Source organism: Caenispirillum bisanense (genome assembly GCF_900230255.1).
GTDB classification, from domain to species: Bacteria; Pseudomonadota; Alphaproteobacteria; order Rhodospirillales; family Rhodospirillaceae; genus Caenispirillum; species Caenispirillum bisanense_A.
In genome coordinates this window covers 25,261-43,748 of sequence record NZ_OCNJ01000011.1, presented here as the reverse complement: position 1 = coordinate 43,748, position 18,488 = coordinate 25,261, and the positions used below count along the sequence as shown (strand labels likewise).

16 protein-coding genes are annotated in these 18,488 nt (G+C 70.9%); 4 read left to right on the top strand and 12 right to left on the bottom strand.

Features of this window, described 5'->3' with window-relative positions:
* Positions 1–5 precede the first annotated feature (5 nt).
* The 10 genes from CRP50_RS20325 to CRP50_RS20280 form a co-directional block, all read right to left on the bottom strand.
* Positions 6–1,496, bottom strand: a complete 1,491-nt coding sequence (locus CRP50_RS20325) for a type II secretion system protein (RefSeq protein WP_097281027.1) — start codon at positions 1,494–1,496, stop codon at positions 6–8.
* Positions 1,493–4,120, bottom strand: a complete 2,628-nt coding sequence (locus tag CRP50_RS20320; protein WP_097281026.1) for a type II secretion system protein — start codon at positions 4,118–4,120, stop codon at positions 1,493–1,495. The genes CRP50_RS20325 and CRP50_RS20320 overlap by 4 nt, the downstream gene beginning before the upstream one ends.
* A 17-nt stretch (positions 4,121–4,137) precedes the next feature.
* Positions 4,138–5,010, bottom strand: coding sequence for a prepilin-type N-terminal cleavage/methylation domain-containing protein (locus CRP50_RS20315; RefSeq protein WP_097281025.1), 873 nt, complete (start codon positions 5,008–5,010; stop codon positions 4,138–4,140).
* A gap of 14 nt (positions 5,011–5,024) precedes the next feature.
* Positions 5,025–5,645, bottom strand: a complete 621-nt coding sequence (locus CRP50_RS20310) for a type II secretion system protein (RefSeq protein WP_176525279.1) — start codon at positions 5,643–5,645, stop codon at positions 5,025–5,027.
* Positions 5,646–5,893: 248 nt separating this feature from the next.
* Positions 5,894–6,565 carry a hypothetical protein gene (locus tag CRP50_RS20305; RefSeq protein WP_141415209.1) on the bottom strand — a complete coding sequence of 224 codons (672 nt, stop codon included), beginning with the start codon at positions 6,563–6,565 and terminating at the stop codon, positions 5,894–5,896.
* A 13-nt stretch (positions 6,566–6,578) separates the two neighbouring features.
* On the bottom strand, positions 6,579–7,694 hold the full coding sequence (locus CRP50_RS20300) for a PilT/PilU family type 4a pilus ATPase (protein WP_097281022.1): 1,116 nt from the start codon (positions 7,692–7,694) through the stop codon (positions 6,579–6,581).
* Positions 7,695–7,712: 18 nt separating this feature from the next.
* Positions 7,713–8,960 carry a type IV pilus twitching motility protein PilT gene (locus CRP50_RS20295; RefSeq protein WP_097281021.1) on the bottom strand — a complete coding sequence of 416 codons (1,248 nt, stop codon included), beginning with the start codon at positions 8,958–8,960 and terminating at the stop codon, positions 7,713–7,715.
* Between the two features lie 25 nt (positions 8,961–8,985).
* Positions 8,986–10,290, bottom strand: coding sequence for a lytic transglycosylase domain-containing protein (locus tag CRP50_RS20290; RefSeq protein ID WP_097281020.1), 1,305 nt, complete (start codon positions 10,288–10,290; stop codon positions 8,986–8,988).
* A gap of 154 nt (positions 10,291–10,444) precedes the next feature.
* Positions 10,445–11,254: an HAD-IA family hydrolase gene (locus CRP50_RS20285; RefSeq protein ID WP_176525278.1), complete on the bottom strand. Its 810-nt coding sequence runs from the start codon at positions 11,252–11,254 to the stop codon at positions 10,445–10,447.
* A gap of 100 nt (positions 11,255–11,354) precedes the next feature.
* Positions 11,355–11,768, bottom strand: a complete 414-nt coding sequence (locus CRP50_RS20280; RefSeq protein WP_097281018.1) for a bacteriohemerythrin — start codon at positions 11,766–11,768, stop codon at positions 11,355–11,357.
* Between the two features lie 175 nt (positions 11,769–11,943).
* Here CRP50_RS20280 and CRP50_RS20275 point away from each other — a divergent pair, with 175 nt between their 5' ends.
* From CRP50_RS20275 to CRP50_RS20265, 3 genes are all read left to right on the top strand, one after another.
* A complete protein-coding gene (locus CRP50_RS20275; protein ID WP_097281017.1) occupies positions 11,944–13,002 on the top strand; it encodes a quinone-dependent dihydroorotate dehydrogenase in 1,059 nt (352 codons plus the stop codon).
* A 25-nt stretch (positions 13,003–13,027) separates the two neighbouring features.
* Positions 13,028–13,432: a cupin domain-containing protein gene (locus tag CRP50_RS20270; RefSeq protein WP_097281016.1), complete on the top strand. Its 405-nt coding sequence runs from the start codon at positions 13,028–13,030 to the stop codon at positions 13,430–13,432.
* A 97-nt stretch (positions 13,433–13,529) separates the two neighbouring features.
* A complete protein-coding gene (locus tag CRP50_RS20265) occupies positions 13,530–14,306 on the top strand; it encodes an SDR family NAD(P)-dependent oxidoreductase (protein WP_097281015.1) in 777 nt (258 codons plus the stop codon).
* A gap of 33 nt (positions 14,307–14,339) precedes the next feature.
* Here the strand turns inward: CRP50_RS20265 and CRP50_RS20260 are convergent, their stop codons facing one another.
* Positions 14,340–15,896 (bottom strand): cryptochrome/photolyase family protein, encoded by a 1,557-nt coding sequence (locus tag CRP50_RS20260; RefSeq protein WP_097281014.1) that lies wholly within the window; start codon positions 15,894–15,896, stop codon positions 14,340–14,342.
* Positions 15,897–16,030: 134 nt separating this feature from the next.
* Between CRP50_RS20260 and CRP50_RS20255 the strand changes: the two genes are divergently transcribed.
* The gene (locus CRP50_RS20255; RefSeq protein WP_097281013.1) at positions 16,031–16,783 is read left to right on the top strand and encodes a creatininase family protein; all 753 of its coding nucleotides are present in this window, start codon (positions 16,031–16,033) and stop codon (positions 16,781–16,783) included.
* Between the two features lie 19 nt (positions 16,784–16,802).
* Here the strand turns inward: CRP50_RS20255 and CRP50_RS20250 are convergent, their stop codons facing one another.
* Entirely contained in the window at positions 16,803–18,467 is a 1,665-nt protein-coding gene (locus CRP50_RS20250) for a diguanylate cyclase domain-containing protein (RefSeq protein WP_097281012.1), read from the bottom strand.
* Positions 18,468–18,488 lie beyond the last annotated feature (21 nt).

Genomic DNA, 18,488 nt, shown 5'->3' with positions numbered 1-18,488 from the left:
CTGCCTCACGGCAGCGGCGTCAGGACGCCGGCGTTGTTGTTGGCCGACGACAGGCCGGTCGGCGTCTGGTCGCAGAGGTCGCCGACGGCCGGGCAGACGTCCAGCCGGTGGACGAAGGAACTGGTGTTGGTGTTTTCCGCCCGGAACTCGATGCGGTCGAAGGGCAGGTCGCCGACATTGACGCCGACGAAGTAGGAGCCCTGGCCGCCGCGGCTGCCGGAGTGCGGCGACAGGCGCACGCGGCCGACCAGGTTCGAGCCGGTGAAGAAGCTGACGACGTAGCGGTCCTGGCCGTTGAACAGCGACATCACGATGCGCGCCCGCGTGAAGTGGTCGTCGAAGGAAATGCCGAGCGTCTCGTTGCCGCCGATTTCCGCCGGGTTGCCGCCGTAGTGCGATTCCCACCACACGCCGATGCCGCGGTTGTCGATGCCGACGTTGCCGCCCAGCGTGTCGATGGTGCCGCCCTGGAACGACACGGCGTTCACGCCGCTGTTGTAGTTGTTCAGGCTGTTGGGCAGCGTCGGCAGGTAGGGCAGCAGGGAGTTGCGGGTGATGGGCACGGCGATGGCCTGCTGCGCCAGCACGGGCTGTTCCGTGGGCGTCGGCGTCGGGGCTGCGGCGTCCGGCGGTGGCGGCGTGCCCGGCCCCATGCCGGCGGCTTCCGCCAGTTGCAGGATGGTGCGCCAGCGGACGATGTCGTCGAAATTGCCGCGCGGCGGCGCCATCAGGGCGTTGTGCGGCACCCAGGCGACCGTGGGCGCGTTGGCGGCTTCCTCGGTCGTCGCATTGCCGTCGGCCGGCACCTGCTGGCCCTGGCTGTCGTAGGCGAGCGCGCCGTCGGCACCGTGGCTGATCAGCACATAGGCCGCGCCCGTGCCGGCCGTGCGGTCGGCGACGAAGGCGCCGGTGGCGGAGACGCGCAGCGAGATGCCCTTGTTGCGCAGGAACTCCTCGGTGGAGACGCCGGCGCCCTCGGGGCAACTGTCGGCATTGACGGAAGTATCGGTATTGGCCGCGACCGAGCTGTCGCAGTAGCGCATGTTGAGCGCGCCGTCCTTGACCAGGCTTTCCTTCACGTCCAGCGCGGCGGTTTCGTTGTCGTAGACGCGGTAGGTGATGAAGCGGCCGTAGCCGTCCAGCGCGTCGTCCATGGCGAGGCCGAGCGGCCGCCACGGCACCACGCCGCGCACCTGCTCGCCGATGCAGCGGTTGTTGGATTGCGGCCCCGACGACAGGCCGGTCGGCGGGCCGCCGGTGGAGTAGACCTGGGTCGGGCAGGGCAGGGCACCGTGGACGATGACGTGGTCGATCAGCGCCTGTTCGATGCGGTCGAGCCGCGCCTGGGTGTCGCGGTCGCGGTCGCCGCGGATGACGCTGCCGCCCCACTGCGACGCCCCGGCCAGGATCAGGCCGATGACCACCATGACGATGGCCGTCTCGAGCAGCGAGAAGCCGGCGGTGCGGCGGCGGCGGGGGGCGGGCGGAGCGGTCATGGCGTGTTGGGAACCGAAATGGCGGTGGCGGTGCAGGTGGTCATCCAGCCCGCATCGGCGGGCGGCAGGGCGAGGTCCAGCGCGCAGTCGGCCACGCCGTCGCCGCAGGCCCTCACCGAGCGCACGTAGAGGCTGGTGGCGGTGCCGAGCCCGTCGGCGCCGGCCGGCAGCGGCTCCACGTAGACGCTGTCGAACAGGATCGCCGGGTCGAGGTTCACCACGCTGCCGTAGCTGGCGTTGCAGCCCGTGACCTGGAACTCGGCCCGCTTGGCGTAGTTGCCGCCCTGGTAGACCACGACGCGCGCCCGCTCGGTATCCGACAGGCTGCCGAGCAGCAGGCGCGTCTTGCCGTAGAGGGCGTCGAAGTGGAAGCTCAACGCCTCTTCCGTGCCCGGCCCGTCGCGGTCGGCGGCGTTGGCGATGTTGTCGAGCGGCGGGATGTCCCACTCGCTGACGGCACCGCCGACGCCGCGCACCCCGAAGCCCTGCTGCCAGCGGCCGGTGGAGGGCGTGGTGACCAGCTCGCCGCGGTAGCTCAGGATCTCGAAGCCGAGGCTCGGCGCCGCCAGCCAGCTCATGCTGCTGTGGCCGACGTTGGACTGCGCGCCGGCGTCGTTCAGGATCGTCCAGTTGAGCGAGCTGCTGCCGCTGGTGCCGAAGCGGTCGTTGAAGATTTCCTGCGACTGCGCGCTGGTGACGGCGCTGCTTTCCGGGCGCGCCGGCCACTTGGGGAAGGACCCGGCGACGAAGTTGCGCAGGCGCGGGTTGGACCGTTCCGCCGGTTCGCCCGGCGAGCCCACGGTGAAGCCGACGCGCACCGCATCCCACGACGCGGGCGTCCAGTCGTACCCCATGGAGACGGTGCGGGTCGGCTTGGTGACGCAATAGGACGCGCGCTCGGCGTTGGCGTCTTCCGCGCCGAAGTTCTGCGTCAGGTCGTCGTAGCCGTCCTGCTTGGTCACGCCGGCCGGCCACACCCAGGACCGGACGTGGATCTGCCCCGTGGAGCAGGCGGTGGTGTCGTCCTCCACCTCCACACGCACCGAGGCCCACTGGTTGGTGCCGCGCTCCAGCCACAGGCGGTCGGCGGCGGCGCTGCTCTGGGGGACGACGCAGGCGGTGGAGCCGGCGTCGGGGCATTCGGCGTTGGCGGCGGTGTCGGCCCCGTCGTTGGGGTTGTGATAGACGTTGTCGATCACCACGGCGACGTGGTTGCGGTCGCTGGTCTCGGCGGCCTGCGGGTCGTAGAAGCTGCGGCCGGTGATGTTGCCGCGCGAGCGCCACACGTCCAGTTCCACGCCGAAGGGCATGACCTGCCGGAAGTCCGACGGGTTGCCGGTGAACTCGCCGGTTTCATACAGGTTCCGCATGCCGACGTTGCTGTGGTTCTGCGAGGCGAAGCCGAGATAGTCGCCTTCCTGGCCGCAGCGCTCGATACCGTAGTAGCCGTCGCGCCGAGTGGGCAGTTCCCACGGCAGCATGGCGAACACCAGCCCGTGCTTGCGGGTGCCGAGGGTGTCGTATTCGAACGCGATGTCGAAATAGGCGCGGACCACCGACTCCTTCAGCTTCAGGGCGTGCTGCGCCCACATGCAGGCGCGGTGGTCCTGGTTCTGCTGGCCGTTGTTGAGGGTGCGGGTGTCCTCGAAGGCGATGATGCCGGTGGCGGCGTCCACCTGCGGCAGATAGCCGCGCTGGGTGTAGTTGTTGGTGGCGGTCCAGCCGTCGAAGGCGCCCGTGGCGGCATTCACCGACTGCAGCGGCTTCGGCGAGAAGTCGATCATGCCGGCGATGGACGGGTTGCCGGGCGTCGCCGCGCCGCTGCCCGTCAGGAGTCCGGCGCGCTCCATCACCTCCTGCAGCGACAGCGTTTCCACGATGTCGTCGAAGTGCGCCGTCGCGGTCACCGGGTCGAGTTCGGCGCCGGCGGCGGTGCGGGTGGTGAAGGGCAGGTCGTAGTAGGTGGTGGGCGGCGTGGTCAGGTTGTCGGCCTCGCGACCGCCGGCCGGCGGGGCGCCGGTGGCGGCGCCGGCGGCGGTGATGCCGCCGCGGCCCGAAGGACCGGCGCTGACCAGCACGAAGGCGCCCGCCGGGCGGTCGCCGGTGACCAGCGGTCCGACGATCTGGTCGGCGGCGCCGCAAGGGGCGCTGTCGGTGCGGCAGACGGTCAAGCCGGTCGTGGTGCCGGTGGCGCCGTAGCGGGTCGACAGGGACTGAGTCGGGGTCGTGGCGGTGAAGTCGGGCTCCACCCGGTAGGCCAGCAGGTTGCCCCAGCGGTCGCCGGCGTCTTCCGGCCCGAGGCCGAGGGTGATCCACGGCACGACGCCGTTGGCCTGGCTGCCGGCGGCGGTGCAGGTGGTTTCCGCGACGCCGTCGGGCGAGGCGGTGGTGTCGGGGCAGGGCAGGCGGTTGTGGGTGGCGGCATAGGCCACCAGCGCATCGACCACGGCGCCCATGTCGTCGCGGGTGCGCGTCTGCATGCGTTGTTCCCGCTGCGCCGAGCCGAGCACCTGGTTGACCAGGATCAGCGCCCCGATGGCGCCGACCACCACCACCATGGCCAGCATGGTGAAGCCGGCTTCGCGGTTGTGGCGGGCAGGGGCGGCGGGGCGGCGGGGGCGCATGGCGGACAGCCTAACGGTCAGGGAGCGCGGGGGCCGAGGCGGGCGCGGGTCGCCACCTGCATGATCGTGGCGAAGCGGACGAGGTCGTCGAAGCTGCCGGGCTCGCCGTCGACATAGGCGTTGCCGGTGCCGGGGATGGCCGGGGCGGCGGCGGTGTTGCGCACCTCGCGCGCATCCGTCGGCGCGGTATTGACGGCGCCGGAGGCACTGATGGCGCCCCAGCCGTTTTCGCCGTGGCTGATCAGCACATAGGCGGCGCCGGTGAGTATCCCGGCGCGCGGGTCGGCGACGAGGTTGTCCGGGGTGCCGGTGGAGGTGTCGCGGTCGACGTAGAACCCGACGTTTTCCAGGCGGGCGGCGATGGCGCCGGCCGTCGACGGGTCGCAGCCGGCGAGGTTCATGCCTTCCGAGGCCGCCGGCGAGCGGACGGGCAGGCAGGTCGTGGCCGAGGTCGGCATGGCGGTCACGTCGACGCGATAGGTGATGAAGTTGCCCCACCCGTCGATGGCGCTTTCCTGCGACAGGCCGAGCACCGTCCAGGGCACCACGCCGCGCGCCTGGTTGGCATTGGTGCCGGTGCCGCAGGAGGCGACGGAGGTGCCGTTCATGCTTCGGTCCTCCTGCCCCGTGACGGCGGTGCCGTTCGCGGGGCAGGGGAGGCGGCGGAACTGCGAGGCATAGGTGACCAGCGCTTCCTGGATCGTCGCCAGCTTGACTTCCGTCTGCTGGATACGCCGGTTGCGCATGAAGTCCTGCGTGAAGTCGAAACTCATCGTGACGACGATGCCGATGATGACCAGCACGATCGCCATTTCGATGAGGGTGAAGCCGGACTGCGATGCAGTCCGGCTTCCATGCGGAGATGAGGCTATCTCACGAGAGAATGTCATTCCGCTTCCAGCGTTTAGTTGGCGAGAGCGCAAACAGTTGCGGTGTTGGTGCCGAAAGACGCCGTCGCCGTGGCCGTAACGGCAGTGCCAGCGGTTGCTTCGGTGGCGGCACGGATGTTGCCCGTGTTGGCGACGCCATCATCATACTTGGTGTCGGCGGCAGCGGCGGCCTCCGAAGGTACACCTTCGAAGCAGACGAGCGTGTCGTTAGCCGTGCCGAGGTTGGTGGCCGTGCCGGCCATCACGTTGCCAGCGAGGAAGGTGATGCTGTCGTTGAAGACATGCAAAGCGACGGCGTTGGTCGGAGTGTTGGCGCCAGGGGCGAGAGAAATTAGGCCGGCAATCCGCAGGCGGAGCGTCGCGGTAGCGCTGTCTGTATTGTTCGCCTCGCCGAAACGCTGGAGCGTATCGTTGAACGGATCAGCGCCGTACCGTTCTTCGTAGGCGGTGATGGCGTCCTGATAGGCCTGCACTTCCTGGATGAACTTCGTCGTCTTCGTGTTGTCGATCAGGTCCTTGCCCTTGATCACGCCGCCGACCAGCAGGCCGATGATGACCAGCACGATCGACAGTTCGATCAGGGTAAAGCCCTTCTGGGACGCATTGGCGTCGCCGCGGGGCGCGGTCTTGTCCATAGTCTTCACCATTCTCTCCTATTCCCTCACCGCCGGCGCGTCCGGCGCGGCGGCCCCCCAACAGGCGGGGAAAGTGCGGTTCATCGGGCGTGAATGCGCAATCGCGCCGCAGCCGATCCATCGGCTACGGCATACTCCTGATGCGATTCAACTTCCACATATTATAGATGACTTTTCCGTCAATTCGATCCACCCCCACGGCATATGCGATAGGTCATACCCGCCTGCGTCGGAGGGTGCGGCCTTGCTCATCCGCCCGCGAGGTCCAGGCAGAGCACCACCGCCCGCCGTCCGTCCGATGGTAGTATGCCGGTCCTTAACTGCCGGTTGACGGCGGCGGCCCCGGCGGCGGTTTCTGCATCGTCCGGCAGGCCGGCGCGCAGGGCGCCGGTGGCGGGGTCGCCGTCGTCCATGCGGGCGTCCAGCCGCAGGGCATCGGCCGCCGGCACGCTGGTCAGGCACAGCGCCGGGCCGAGGCCCATCAGCCCGTCGGCGAACAGGGTCAGCCCGCCGAAACGGTTGTGCGGCACGGGCGCGAAGGCGGCGGTGCGGTCTTCGTCCGGCTGCCACAGGCCGGCGCGGGCGAGGTCGGCCCAGGCGGCCACCGCCTCCGACCGCTCCGGCCGGGCGAGGTCGAGCGCCGGGCCGTCCCACCGGCCGTTGCCGCGCACCCCCGTCACCTCCGCCGCTGCCTCGCCGCCGGCGACGCCGCGGGGGTCGTCGCCGGGCAGGGCGCCGTGGCGGGTGCGGTAGAGCAGCACCAGGGTGCGCAGGGTTTCCAGGTCCTGGCGGGTGGTGAACTGGCGCGTCAGGTCCAGCATGTCGCGGCCGCTGATGCCCACCACCACGGCGAAGACGCCGAGCAGCAGCACCAGCACCACAGTCTGCGCCGCCGACCGCCCTCCGTCCGCCGCGGCCATGACGGCGGCGCCGCTAGAGCGTCAGGCGGGAGGTATCGACGCTGCCGAGGCCGGCGCCGTCGCCCATCCGCGCCTCGCGCATGGCGAGCTTCAGGTCGGTGGCGTTGTCGGCTTCGGCCATGGCCGTCTCCTCGTCGATGACGCCGTCCTTGAACAGGGCGAGCAGCGACTGGTCGAAGGTCAGCATGCCGTTGGCGGCGTTGTCGGCCATGACCTTCTTGATGTCCTTCACCTCGCCCTTGCGGATGAGGTCCTTCACCAGGCCCTGGTTGAGCAGGATCTCCAGCGCCGCCCGCCGCTTGCCGTCCACCGTGCGGACCAGGCGCTGCGACAGCAGGGCCTTCAGGTTCAGCGACAGGTTCAGCAGCACCTGGTTGTGCATGTCCTGCGGGAAGAAGCTGAGGATGCGGTCCAGCGCCTGATTGGCGTTGTTGGCGTGCAGGGTGGCGAGGCACAGGTGCCCCGTTTCGGCGATGTTGATGGCGTATTCCATGGTCACATGGTCGCGGATCTCGCCGAGCAGGATGAGGTCGGGCTTCTGGCGCAGGGCGTTCTTCAGGGCCGACTCGAAGGTGTGGGTGTCGCTGCCCACCTCGCGCTGGGTGACGATGCACTGGCCGTGCTCGTGCACGTATTCCACCGGGTCCTCGATGGTGATGATGTGCCCGGGGGCCGAGTGGTTGCGCTGGCCGATCATGGCCGCCAGCGTGGTCGACTTGCCCGAGCCGGTGCCGCCGACCATGATGACCAGCCCGCGCTTCTCGTTGGCGAGCGCATAGAGCTGGTCGGGCAGGTTCAACTGCTGGAGCGTCGGGATTTCCGTCGTGATCTTGCGGATCACCAGCCCCGGCAGGCCGCGCTGGCGGAAGATGTTGATGCGGAAGCGGCCGGTGCCCTCGATCATGTAGGCCATGTTGAACTCGCACTCGGCCTCGAAGGCGGCGCGCTGGGCGTCGGTCAGCAGCTCGTTCAGGATGCCTTGCACGTGGCCCAGCTGCAGCGGCTGGTCGATGAGCGGCTTGAAGCCCGACCCGCGCAGGATGGGCGGCGCGCCCACCGTGATGTAGAGGTCGGAGCCGTCGGGGCCGGACAGGTCGGTCAGCCAGGCGTGCAGGTAGTCGAGCATCATGGCGCGGCGCTCCCGGCCCTAGTTGAAGAACGACCGCAGGCCGCCGCGCTTGCCGCGCGGGGCGCCGGCCTCGGCGGCGGCGGGCTCGGGCTGCGGCTCGGCGGGCGCGGGCGGCGGCGGCGGGGCGGAGTGGCTCGGCGGCGGCGGGGGAGGCGGCGGCGGCGCGGCCGGGCGGCCGGCGGCGGCGGGCCGGGCCGGGGCGGCGGCGGCGGCCTGCTGCAACTGGTCGTCGCCCTTGGCGAAGGCCTCCATCTCTTTGGCGTCGACGATGCCCTGGTCCACCAGCTTCTGCACCGCGTCCTTCAGGGTCTGCATGCCGTAGCGCTGGCCGACCTGCATCATGGAATAGATCTGCGGCACCTTGTTCTCGCGGATCAGGTTGCGCACGGCGTCGGTGCCGATGAGGATGTCGTGCGCCGCGACGCGCCCGCCGCCCACCTTCTTCATGAGCTTCTGCGACACCACGGCCTGCAGCGAGCCGGCCAGCATGGCGCGGACCATCTCCTTGTCCTCGCCGGGGAAGACGTCGATGATGCGGTCCACGGTCTTGGCGGCGCTGCTGGTGTGCAGGGTGCCCATGACCAGGTGGCCCGTCTCGGCCGCCGTCAGGGCGAGGCTGATGGTCTCGTGATCGCGCATTTCGCCGACCAGGATGACGTCCGGGTCCTCGCGCAGCGCCGATTTCAGCGCGCGGGCGAAGGACTTGGTGTGCTTGCCGACCTCGCGGTGGTTGATGAGCGACATCTTGCTGTCGTGGACGAATTCCACCGGGTCCTCGATGGTCAGGATGTGCTTGTTCTGCGTCTCGTTGATGTGGTTGATCATGGCCGCGAGCGTCGTCGACTTGCCCGAGCCGGTCGGCCCGGTGACGAGCACGAGGCCCTTTTCCTTTTCCGCGAACTTCTTGAAGATCTCGGGCGCGTTCAACTGTTCCAGGCTCGGGACCTTGGTCGGGATGGTGCGGAACACCGCCGCCGCCCCGGTGATGGTGTTGAAGGCGTTGACGCGGAAGCGGCTCTCGCGGCCGAAGCTGATGGCGAAGTCGATTTCCTGCTCGCGCTCGTACTCCGCCCGCTGCTCCTCCGTCATGATGGAGGTGAGCATCTGCTTCACCGTGTCCTGCGACAGGGCGCCGGTCTTGATGGGCCGCAGGTCGCCCGACAGGCGCAGCATGGGCTCGCGCTGGGCGATGAGGTGGAGGTCGGAGCCGCCCTGCTGATGCGTGAAGGCCAGGAGATCGGTGATTTCCAGCTGCTGGTCGCTCATCGTCGTCCGCCGTTCTTCCGGGGTGTCATGGCCGCAGGCCCTGGCCGCGCAGCCAGACCAGACGGTCGCGCGCCGCATCCAGCGGCAGGGTCGCCTGCGCCACCGGGTTGCGGCCGTGGTTGCCGAGCAGCGCCTCGTAGGCGCGGATGGCGGCGCGCGGCCGGCCGAGCCGGTCCAGCGTCACCGCCGCGTTGTAGGCGAGCGCCGGGTCTTCCGGCGCCAGGGCGGCGGCGCGGGCGAACAGGGCGGCGGCCGTTTCGGCGTCGCCCGCGTCCAGCCGGCGGCGGGCCAGCGCATCGAGCAGCACGGGGTTGTCGGGGGCGCCGCGCACGGCGTCGGACAGCAGCACGTCGGCCTCGGCGAGGCCGAGCGGCAGGGTCAGGCGCACGAGGTTGCGGGCGGCCTGCTCGCTGCCCGGCTCGCGCCCCAGGTAGTCGCGCCAGACCGAGACGGCGGCGGTTGGCTCGCCCAGCCGTTCGTGCGCCGTGGCGAGGCCGGCCAGCGCCGTGCGGTCGTCGGGGTTGCGCTCCAGGATGCCGAGGTAGACCGTGCGGGCGGTGGTGCCGTCGCCGGCGGCCAGCGCGGCGGCGGCCTTGTGGTGCGGGCTGTCGCGGCGGTCGGCGGTGACGACGCGGCCGGCGGCGGTGCTGCTCTCGCCGGCGCCGTCGCCGCCCTGCCACAGGCGCACGACGCGGCGCAGGTAGGCCTCGCCGCGGGCGGGGTCGCCGGAATGGTAGCGCCGCACCGCCTCCGACCAGTCGCCGTGCTGATCGTAGAGCTGGCGCAGGTAGAGCGCGCCGTAGGACACGTTGGCGACCGGGTCGAGCGCCTCCGTCACCGTCTGGAAGCCGCCGGCGTGCCACGCCATGGACACCTGCATGCAGCCGATGTCCACCTGCCGGATGCCCTCGCGCAGGGCCTGGGCGGCGCGGGCGCGGGCGTCGTCGGAGGTGGGGTGGTAGCTGCCGGCGCCGGCGATGTTCAGCGTCCACGGCCAGGCGCGCAGGGCCTTGGCCGTGCCGTCCCAGCGGCCGCTTTCGGCCAGCATGATGGCGCGCAGCAGCCCGGCGGGGATTTCCAGCGCGCGTTCCTGGCGCTCCGCCTCGGCGAGGCAGCGTTCGCCGGTGGCGAGGGCCTCGGGGGCGGCGTCGGCGGGCACGTCGGGGGGCGGCAGGTCGTCGGGGTCTTCGAGCACGCCGAAGGCCGGGTCTTCGGTGGCGGCGGCCGCTGCGGGAGCGGCGGCGGCCGGGGCCGGCGTCGGCGCGGTCACCGGGGCCTGCTGGGCGACGGCGGCGGCCGGGGCGCAGACGAGCAGCACCGCAGCCGCCATGGCGGCGGCCCTGCACCCGCGCTTGACTTCCGTCGAGTCCGGCAACCCCGCGTCCCTCACTTTCCGCTCCCTTCTTGTACCGAAGGGGAAGCGGGTCCGTCCATCGATCCTTATGGAAATCGAAGGGCCTAGAGCGAAGGATAGAGGAAAAGGGTTACGAAAGGCTTGCGCGGCCGGCGCGCTTCGCCTTCACCGCCTGGCGATGCCAGCGGCGCAGGGTGGCGAGGTCGGTGCGGGCGGGCGGCGGCGGCGACAGGTCGGACGGGGCCTCCAGCAGGCGGCAGGGCGCCTGCGCCTCGCCCAGGTCCGACAGCACGGCGACGGCGCCGCCGAAGTCGTGGCCTTCGGAATAGGGCGTCACCGTCACCAGCACCGGCACGCCGGCCCCGACGGCGCTGGCGACGCCGATGGCGCTGTCCTCGATGGCGAGGCATTCCTCGGGCTGCAGCCGCAGTCGGGCGGCGGCGCGGCGATAGATGTCGGGGTGCGGCTTGCGGTAGGTGGCGTCCTCGTGCCCGAGGAAGGCGTGGAACCACTCCGGCGCCTGCGGGTCGAGGCAGCGCTCCAGCACGCGCCGGGCGATGGCCCGCCGGCTGGTGGTGGCGAGCGCGATGCGCAGGCGGGCGGCGCGCGCCTCGGCGACCAGGGCGCGGATGCCGGGGCGCAGGGGGATCTCGCCGGCCTCCAGGATCTCGCGGTAGAGGCGGTCCTTGGCGCCGTGCAGGCGATCGAGCAGCAGGGGCGCCTGTTCGCCCTTCAGCAGTTCGGGGCGGTTGGCGGCGAGCCAGGCGGTCAGGCGGTTGCGGCCGCCGGCGATCTCCAGCAGGCCCGACCACGTCGGGGCGTCCCAGCGCCACGGCACGCCTTCCTGCGTGAAGGCGCGGTTGAAGGCCTCGCGGTGGGCCTCCTCGGTCTCGGCGATGGTGCCGTCGAGGTCGAAGATGAGGGCCTTGAGGGTGGGCACGGGGCGCGCGGTCTCTCTGGTCGGGCGACCCGCCACCGGTCGCCGGATCCCCTTGATACCCGGAACCGTCCGCCGTGGCAAACGGGGGACGGCGGCGCCGTCACACCCAGACGCGCTTGCCGTGCAGATAGGCGCCGAGCTTGCGGTCTTCCTTGATGATGTGCTCGACCAGCCACGCCGCCAGGAAGTCGATGAGTTCCTGCTTCACCTCGTCGGTGGGCGTGCGGACGTACTTCTCCGCCATGATGAGCACCTGACGGGTGAGCGCGCGATGGATCTGCCGGTGGCGCTCGTAGTCCGGGTACCCGGCGCCCTTCATCACCAGCTCTTCGCGGGCGAAGTGGTCTTTCGTGTATTGCACCAGTTCCAGGATGATCTTGCCGACGACACGGTCGTTCTTGCGGCCGTCGATGGCGTCCTGCAGATCGTTCACGAACTGGATAAGCTTCTTGTGATCGCCGTCGATACCAGGATCGCCGACGCTCAGTGCGTCCCGCCACGCCAGAAGCGGCATGTCTTCCCCCTCACGGTCCAACGGGGTAAGCCCCACCACATTCTGTTTATGGCATTTTCGCGCCCTGACACCAAAGGGAAAACTTTCGACCGATGTTGTATCGACTTTCGGTAGGGTCGGCAGGGCGGTCACGCCCCGTCTGGTCAAGCCGGGGGTGAACGGCTAATGTCCCGCCATGTCGACGCTTTACGACCTCGCCTGGCCGCTGGTGCGGCGCCTCGATCCGGAAACCGCCCATCGTCTGGCCGTTGCGGCGCTCGCGCGCGGCCTGGTGCCGGCGGCCTCCGGCCCCGACGACTCGTGCCTGCGGACACGGGTGTGGGGGCTCGATTTTCCGAACCCGGTCGGGCTCGCCGCCGGCTTCGACAAGCACGCCCAGTGCCCCGACGCCCTCGGCCGGCTCGGCTTCGGCTTCGTCGAGGTGGGCGGCGTGACGCCCAAGCCGCAGCCCGGCAACCCGCGGCCGCGCGTCTTCCGGCTGGAGGAGGACGCCGCCGTCATCAACCGCTTCGGCCTCAACAGCGACGGCATGGAGGCGGTGGCCGAGCGTCTGGCCGCCCGCCGCCGCGCCGGCGGGCGCACGGTGGTCGGCGTCAACCTCGGCCGCAACAAGGAAACCGACGACCCGACCGCCGACTACGAGGTGCTGATCCGCCGCCTCGCGCCGGTGGCGGACTTCCTGACGCTCAACGTTTCCAGCCCCAACACGCCGGGCCTGCGCGCCTTGCAGGGCCGCGAGCCGCTGACCGACCTGCTGCGCCGCGCCAAGGCGGCCCTGCCGGCCACGGGCGCGCCGCCGCTGCTGCTGAAGATCGCGCCCGACCTGACGCCGGAGGACGAGGCCGACATCGCCGCCGTGGTCTGCGCCGAGGGGGTGGACGGCCTGATCGTCAGCAACACCACCATCGAGCGGCCCGAGTCGCTGCGCTCCGGCCACAAGGGCGAGACCGGCGGCTTGTCGGGCCGGCCGCTGTTCGTGCGCTCGACGGCGCTGCTCGGCCGCATGTGGCGGGCGACGGAGGGGCGCTTCCCCATCGTCGGGGTCGGCGGCATCGGCTCGGGCCGCGACGCCTATGCCAAGATCCGCGCCGGCGCCTCGCTGGTGCAGTTCTACACGGCGTTCATCTACGGCGGTCCGCCGCTGGTGCAGGCCATCAAGGCCGACCTCGCCGCCTGCCTGAAGGCGGACGGCTTCGCCTCGGTGGCCGACGCGGTCGGCGCCGATCACCGCTGACCGACGCAAGGAGACCATCCGCGCCATGGCGAAGATCGACCCGGAGAAGAAGGCCCTGCGCGACCAGGAAGGCCCGCTGCCGCTGGTGATGAACCGCGAGGCGGCGGAAAGCTACTACTGGGGCGACGGGCCGAACCGCAGCATGGGCTGGCGCCTGCTCGAGGGCAACGACCTGACGGTGATCGAGGAGGTCATGCCCCCCGGCGCCGCCGAGCAGCGCCACAGCCACACCTTCGCCCGCCAGTACTTCTATGTGCTGGAGGGCGAGGCGGTGATGGCGGTCGCCGACCGGACCTATGCGCTGAAGGCCGGCGACGGCATCCACGTGTCGCCCAAGCAGGCGCACCAGATCCGCAACGACTCGGCCGCCGAGGTGCGCTTCCTGGTCATCTCCGCCCCCCGCGCCAGCGGCGACCGCACGCCGCGCTGACGGATCCGGCGGGGTTTTCGTCGGCAATGGCCCTGACAGGGCCTGCCGCGATGCGGCATCATGGGCCTTCGTTCACAGGTAAACGGAGGTTCAGAACATGCGTCTTTCCGGCAAGGTCACCATCGTCACCGGCGCCTCGGCCGGCATCGGGCTCGCATGTGCCCGCCGCTTCGCCGCCGAGGGTGCCAAGGTGGTGCTCGCCGACGTCAACGAGGAACGCGGCGAGGCCGCCGCCGCCACCTTGCAGGACGAGGGCCGCGAGGCGCTGTTCGTGCGCTGCGACGTCGGCGCCAAGAAGGAGGTCGACGCGCTGATCGCCGACACCGTCGACGCCTACGGGCGGCTCGACGTCATGATCGCCAACGCCGGCATCGTCCACGCCGCCGACTTCCTCGACCTGGAGGAAGAGGATTTCGACCGCGTCCTGCGCATCAACCTGAAGGGCGTGTTCCTGTGCGGCCAGGCGGCGGCGCGCCAGATGGCGGCCCAGGGCGAGGGCGGGTCCATCATCACCATGTCGTCGGTGAATGCCGTCATGGCCATTCCGTCCATCACCCCCTACGTGGTGTCCAAGGGCGGCGTCAACCAGCTGACCAAGGTCATGGCGCTCGCGCTGGCCGACAAGGGCATCCGCGTCAACGCCATCGGTCCCGGCTCCATCATGACCGAGGTGCTGCAATCGGTGGCCGGCGACAAGGCCGCCATGCACAAGATCATGAGCCGCACGCCCATGGGCCGGGTCGGCGAGCCCGACGAGATCGCCTCGGTCGCCGTCTTCCTCGCCAGCGACGACGCCAGCTACGTCACCGGCCAGTGCATCTACGCCGACGGCGGGCGCCTCGCGCTCAACTACACAGTGCCGGTGAAGGGCTGACGCCCAGGCGGCGGCGGGGCAGGGGCGGCGGCGTCAGGCGTCGGCGTACAGCCCCGCCAGCACCGCCTCGGCATGGCGGCGCAGGTCGGCGACCTTGGCCGGGTCCATGCGCTCCAGCGAGCGGTGGATCATGGTCATGCGGGCGTTGCCGGCCAGCTGCGCGCGGGTGCGGGCGATGAAGTCCCAATAGAGCGCGTTGAACGGGCAGGCGTCCGGCCCCACCTGCCGCTTCGGCGTGAAGCGGCAGCGGCCGCAGTAGTCGGACATGCGCTCGATGTACTTGCCGCTGGCGGCATAGGGCTTGGAGCCGAGCAGGCCGCCATCGGCGAACAGCGCCATGCCGTGGGTATTGGGCAGCTGCGCCCATTCCACCGCATCGGCATAGACCATGAGGTACCACGCATTCACCGCCGCCGGATCGACCCCGGCCAGCAGGGCGAAGTTGCCCGTCACCATCAGGCGCTGTATGTGGTGGGCGTGGGCATGGTCGCGGGTTTCCGTCACCACCTGGCGCAGGCAGTTCATGTCCGTCTCGCCGGTCCAGTAGAACCGCGGCAGCGGCCGGTGCGCGCCCAGGGCGTTGCGCGCCGCATAGCCCGGCATGAAGGTCCAGTAGACGCCGCGCACGTATTCCCGCCACCCCAGGATCTGGCGGATGAACCCTTCCACGCTGTTGAGCGGCGCCGCGCCGGCCAGATAGGCCTCCTCCGCCCGCCGGCACACCGCCAACGGATCGAGCAGCCCGACGTTGAGCGCCGCCGAGATCAGCGAATGGTAGAGGAAGGGCTCGCCCTGCTTCATGGCGTCCTGGTAGCGGCCGAACAGCGGTAGCCGGTGTTCCAGGAAGTGGTCGAGCAGGGCTTCCGCATCGGCCCGCGTCACCGCCATGGCGAAGCCGTCGAGCCGCCCGAAGTGGCCGCCGAAACGCTCCGCCACCAGGGCCAGAACGTCGCGCGTGACGGCGTCGGGGGCGAAGGTCGGCGGGTCGGGCGGGATGAGACCCTTGGGCAGCGGCTCGCGGTTGTCGGCGTCGTAGTTCCACTGGCCGCCGACCGGCTCGCCGGCGCCGTCGAGCAGGATGCGGTGGCGGCGGCGCATCTCGCGATAGAAGTATTCCATGCGCAACTGCTTGCGCCCGCCGGCCCACCGCTGGAACTCGGCGATGGAGCACAGGAAACGGGTGTCGGGGCGGATCTCCACCGGCACGCCGAGGCGGTCCTGCCAGGTCTTCGCCGCCGCCAGCACCCGCCATTCCCCCGGCTCGGTCAGCACCACCCGCTCCGGGCGGTGGCGGGCGACGGCGTCGGCCAGGGACTCGCCGAAGGAGGGCAGGGCATCGGGCGCGTCGAGGCGGCGGTAGTCGACCCGCAGGCCGCCCGCTTCCAGCTCGGCCGCGAAGTGGCGCATGGCCGACAGGAAGAAGGCGATCTTGCGCTGGTGGTGCGGGACGTGGGTGCATTCCTCAACCGCCTCCACCATCAGCACCACGTCGCCCGCCGCATCGACGTCGGCGAGGGCGGACAGGTCGGGCGACAGCTGATCGCCGAACACCAGGCGGAGCGTTCGGCAGGCGGGGGCAGGGGTGGTCATGGCGGCGGGGTCGCTGTTGTTGTCGACAGTCGGCCGGGGTGGCCCTTTGCACGGCTCCCGCCGCGTGGTAGGCAGAAGGCAGGATCGGCCGTCTGTACGGCGGCATCTCCCCCGCGGTTCATCGGAAAGGCACCATGCGTCTGCAGCTTCGCACCTGGCCCGACGTCGAGGGCTACCTCGGCACGTCCACCGGCATCATCGTTCCCATCGGCTCCACCGAGCAGCACGGGCCGAGCGGCCTGATCGGCACCGACGCGCTCTGCGCGGAAGCCATCGCCATCGGCGCCGGCGAGCGTTTGGGGGCCATGGTCGGGCCGACCATCAACATCGGCATGGCGGTGCATCATATGGCCTTCGCGGGCAGCATGACCTACCGCCCGTCGACGCTGATCGCGGTCATCCGCGACTACGTCATGGCGCTGACGGCGCACGGCTTCCGCCGCTTCCTGTTCGTCAACGGCCATGGCGGCAACATCCCGACCCTGCAGTCGGCGTGGTACGAGATCCATGCCGAGCTGCGCCAGAGCGGCGATGCGGCGGCCGGCGCCGTGCGCTTCGGCGTGCAGAACTGGTGGTCGGGCGCGCAGGTGAAGGCCTATGCCGACGAGGCCTTCGGCGCCGCGGAAGGCAGCCACGCCACCTGCACCGAAATCAGCCTGATGCAGTTCCTCTACCCCGACCACGCGCCGGTTCTGGCCGCGCCGCTGGACCCGGCGGTGGCGCCGCACCACACCTTCCACGGTCCGGAACACTACCGCGCCGTCCATCCCGACGGCCGCATCGGCTCCGACCCGTCGCTGGCGAGCGCCGACCACGGCGGCCGCCTGTTCGACATCGCGGTGATGGAGGCGATGGCGGCCTACGAAAAGCTCACCACGGCGGAGTGACCCAGGGGCGCCGGCGCCGTCAGGCGCTGCGGGCGACCCGGCCGTCGGCGGCGGAACCGTGCACCACCGCGCGGTTCTTGCCGGCGGCCTTGGCGGCGTAGAGGGCCTCGTCGGCGCGTCGGCGCACGTCGTCGGGGTTCTCGCCGTCGTGCGGCCAGAAGGCGATGCCGATGGAGCAGCCGACGCGCGCCGTGCCGTCGCTCGTCTCGATGGGCTCGTTCAGGGCCTGGATGAGGCGTGCCGCCACCAGTTCCGCCTGATGCTCGGCGGCGGAGGCGGGCCCTTCCAGGATCAGCAGGAATTCGTCGCCGCCCAGGCGCACGACCACGTCGTTGCCGCGCAGCGATCCGCGCAGGCGCGCCGCCACTTCCTGCAGCAGCTCGTCGCCGGCGCCGTGGCCCATGGTGTCGTTGACCCGCTTGAAGCCGTCCAGGTCGAAGGCGAGGAAGGCCAGCCCGCGGCTCTCCCGTCGGCAGCGGGCCGTCGCCTCCGCCAGCCAGGTCTCAAGCCCGAGCCGGTTCGGCAGGCCGGTGAGCGGGTCGCTGTGGGCGCGATCCTCCATGTCCCGCAGGTCGCGGCGGCTGTCCAGGAGCGAGTCGAGCAGGGCGCGGAGCGACAGCGACAGGCTGGTGATCTCGTGCGCGCCGTCGATGCGCGGGATTTCTCGGCCGTCGCCCTTGCGGATGCCGTCGGCGGCCTCGGCGATGCGGCGCAGCGGCGCCGTCAGCGGCCCCACCGCGTACCAGCCGAGCACGGCGAAGGCCGCGGCGAAGCCGAGGCCGGCCAGGAAGATGTCGCGCTGCAGGGTGCGCACGGGCGCCAGGGCTTCCGCCACCGGCTGGCGCGCCACCACCCGCCAGCCGAGGCCGTCGTAGTCGTCATGGCCCATGCCGAGGGCGAAGCCGGTGAGGTAGTCCTCGCCGTCGGGCCAGGTCTCGATGATCCAGCCGTTGTCACCGCCGGCGGCCCGGCCGAGCGCCTGCAGGTCGAGGGTGTCGCCGCGCATCGCGTCGGGGCCGAGCAGCACCGTTCCCTCGACGCCGACGACGAAGAGCTGCACGCCGATGCGCTCGCGCAGCGGCACCATGAAGGTGCCTTCGATGCTTTCCGCCCAGCGCCAGCTCAGGTGCGCCGTGAGCACGCCCGAGTGGCCGCCGCCGACGGCGTCCACCGGCATGGCGATGTCGACGAACTGCACCGGGCGGCCGTCGGGGTCGGGCAGTTTGCTCGCCAGCAGCTTGGCGTCGTGCACGTCGCCGACGAAGAGGCCGTCCTTGCCCTGGCGGTAGACCGGGCGCTGCGAGATGTCCTGCCCCTCGAGCAGGCCGTCGCTGGCCGCCACCACCACGCCCTCGGGCGACAGGAAGCCGATCCACGAGAACAGCGGGATGGCGTCCTGCAGGCCGTCGACCAGTTGCCGCGCCTCGCCGGGGCGACCGGCCGGATCGCGCAGCGCCGGCAGGGTCGCGAAGGCGCGCAGTTCGCTGACGCGGGCCCACATGGTGCGGTCGAGCTTCTCCGCCATCTGGAAGGTGGTTTCGGACAGCGACTGCCCGATCTCGGCGGTCAGGCGTGTGCCGGCGAGACGTCCGACCCAGGCGGTCAGGATCGTCGTGAGGAGCACCATCAGCAGCGCGAGGGCTATTGCGGTCTGGGTGCGCAGGCTCCAGGACGTGATACGCATCCCGTCATCATGCCGCCGCAT